At 54.7% G+C, this 3,077-nt stretch carries 2 rRNA genes (1 of these 2 cut by a window edge); both read left to right on the forward strand.

Annotated features, from left to right (window positions below):
* Nucleotides 1–2,620 (forward strand): 23S ribosomal RNA (locus FHR56_RS20470) (it extends 260 nt beyond the left edge of the window).
* 156 nt (nucleotides 2,621–2,776) lie between these two features.
* A 5S ribosomal RNA gene (gene rrf / locus FHR56_RS20475) occupies nucleotides 2,777–2,891 on the forward strand.
* Nucleotides 2,892–3,077: the final 186 nt, after the last annotated feature.

A 3,077-nucleotide genomic window follows, 5' to 3' on the forward strand; every position in this document is an offset into this window, starting at 1 on the left:
GCCCTTAAGCTGGTATGGTTTTAGAAAAACAACCTGGAAAGGTTGGCCATAGAAGGTGATAGCCCTGTATTTGAAAGGGCCATACCAGTGAAGACGAGTAGGGCGGGGCACGTGAAACCCTGTCTGAACATGGGGGGACCATCCTCCAAGGCTAAATACTCCTGACCGACCGATAGTGAACCAGTACCGTGAGGGAAAGGCGAAAAGAACCCCGGAGAGGGGAGTGAAATAGATCCTGAAACCGTGTGCGTACAAGCAGTAGGAGCTCGCAAGAGTGACTGCGTACCTTTTGTATAATGGGTCAGCGACTTACTGTTCGTGGCAAGCTTAACCGTATAGGGGAGGCGAAGGGAAACCGAGTCTGATAAGGGCGCATAGTCGCGGGCAGTAGACCCGAAACCGGGTGATCTAGTCATGCCCAGGGTGAAGGTCAGGTAACACTGACTGGAGGCCCGAACCCACTCCCGTTGCAAAGGTAGGGGATGAGGTGTGATTAGGAGTGAAAAGCTAATCGAACCCGGAGATAGCTGGTTCTCCTCGAAAGCTATTTAGGTAGCGCCTCATATGTATCCTCTCGGGGGTAGAGCACTGTTATGGCTAGGGGGTCATCGCGACTTACCAAACCATTGCAAACTCCGAATACCGAGACGGACTGTATGGGAGACACACGGCGGGTGCTAACGTCCGTCGTGAAAAGGGAAACAACCCAGACCCACAGCTAAGGTCCCAAATTCACTGCTAAGTGGAAAACGATGTGGAAAGGCATAGACAGCCAGGAGGTTGGCTTAGAAGCAGCCACCCTTTAAAGAAAGCGTAATAGCTCACTGGTCGAGTCGGTCTGCGCGGAAGATTTAACGGGGCTAAGCAGTGAACCGAAGCTTGGGGTGCATCGCGATAAGCGATGCGCGGTAGAGGAGCGTTCCGTAAGCCTGCGAAGGTGGATTGAGAAGTCTGCTGGAGGTATCGGAAGTGCGAATGCTGACATGAGTAACGACAATGCGGGTGAAAAACCCGCACGCCGAAAGCCCAAGGTTTCCTTGCGCAACGTTAATCGGCGCAGGGTGAGTCGGCCCCTAAGGCGAGGGCGAAAGCCGTAGTCGATGGGAAGCAGGTTAATATTCCTGCACCTCGCGTAAGTGCGATGGAGGGACGGAGAAGGTTAGGTGTACCGGGCGTTGGTTGTCCCGGGGAAAGGCGGTAGGTTTGGATCTTTGGCAAATCCGGGATCCTTTAAGACCGAGCACCGAGACGAGTCTTTTAGACGAAGTCACTGATACCACGCTTCCAGGAAAAGCTCCTAAGCTTCAGCTTACGCAGACCGTACCGTAAACCGACACAGGTGGGTAGGATGAGAATTCTCAGGCGCTTGAGAGAACTCGGGTGAAGGAACTAGGCAACATGGCACCGTAACTTCGGGAGAAGGTGCACCCTTTTTGGTGGCTCGTGCGAGCTATAGCTGAAGAGGGTCGCAGAAACCAGGCCGCTGCGACTGTTTATCAAAAACACAGCACTCTGCAAACACGAAAGTGGACGTATAGGGTGTGACGCCTGCCCGGTGCTGGAAGGTTAATTGATGGGGTCAGCCGCAAGGCGAAGCTCTTGATCGAAGCCCCAGTAAACGGCGGCCGTAACTATAACGGTCCTAAGGTAGCGAAATTCCTTGTCGGGTAAGTTCCGACCTGCACGAATGGCGTAACGACAGCGGCGCTGTCTCCACCCGAGACTCAGTGAAATTGAAATCGCTGTGAAGATGCAGCGTTCCCGTGGCAAGACGGAAAGACCCCGTGAACCTTTACTATAGCTTTACACTGAACGTTGAGTTCGTCTGTGTAGGATAGGTGGGAGGCTATGAAACCATGGCGCTAGCTGTGGTGGAGCCATCCTTGAAATACCACCCTGTCGTGCTTGACGTTCTAACCTAGGTCCGTAATCCGGATCGGGGACCGTGTATGGTGGGTAGTTTGACTGGGGCGGTCTCCTCCTAAAGAGTAACGGAGGAGCACGAAGGTACGCTCAGCGCGGTCGGACATCGCGCACTGTGTGCAAAGGCATAAGCGTGCTTGACTGCAAGATCGACGGATCAAGCAGGTACGAAAGTAGGTCTTAGTGATCCGGTGGTTCTGTATGGAAGGGCCATCGCTCAACGGATAAAAGGTACTCCGGGGATAACAGGCTGATACCGCCCAAGAGTTCATATCGACGGCGGTGTTTGGCACCTCGATGTCGGCTCATCACATCCTGGGGCTGTAGTCGGTCCCAAGGGTATGGCTGTTCGCCATTTAAAGTGGTACGCGAGCTGGGTTCAGAACGTCGTGAGACAGTTCGGTCCCTATCTGCCATGGGCGTTGGAGATTTGAGAGGGGCTGCTCCTAGTACGAGAGGACCGGAGTGGACGAACCTCTGGTGTTCCGGTTGTCACGCCAGTGGCATTGCCGGGTAGCTATGTTCGGAAGCGATAACCGCTGAAAGCATCTAAGCGGGAAGCGCGCCTCAAGATGAGATCTCCCGGGACACAAGTCCCCTAAAGGAACCATGTAGACTACGTGGTTGATAGGTCAGGTGTGTAAGTGCAGCAATGCATTGAGCTAACTGATACTAATGATCCGTGCGGCTTGACCATATAACCTCAAGATGCTTCCTCATAAGCATCCCTTAGCGCGACACACGTCGATCGCTCTCACTCGCTCGCTACATCACACCCTATGAGAGGCTGGCGCCCTTGCCGTCCTCGGTCCAACAACCGAGAAACCGCATGTGGCGACACTCCAACCGTCTCCCTGGTGAAATTAGCGCTGTGGAACCACCCGATCCCATCCCGAACTCGGAAGTGAAACGCAGCTGCGCCGATGGTAGTGTGGCTCAAGCCATGCGAGAGTAGGTCATCGCCAGGGGCTTTACCCCAAATCCCCGTCCGAAAGGACGGGGATTTTTTATTGCGCGTAAAAAACAACGCGACGCGAGCAGGCGATGGAAGTGCGGGCAAAAGCCTCGAAATGACGGATCGGCGAGGCGCTGCCCGTTCCCTCACCCCGACCCCTCTCCCGCGGGGAGAGGGGCTCGGTTCCTCCCTTCTCCCG

The sequence above is a fragment of the Xanthomonas sp. F10 genome (genome assembly GCF_014206815.1).
Classification (GTDB): Bacteria; Pseudomonadota; Gammaproteobacteria; order Xanthomonadales; family Xanthomonadaceae; genus Xanthomonas_A; species Xanthomonas_A indica.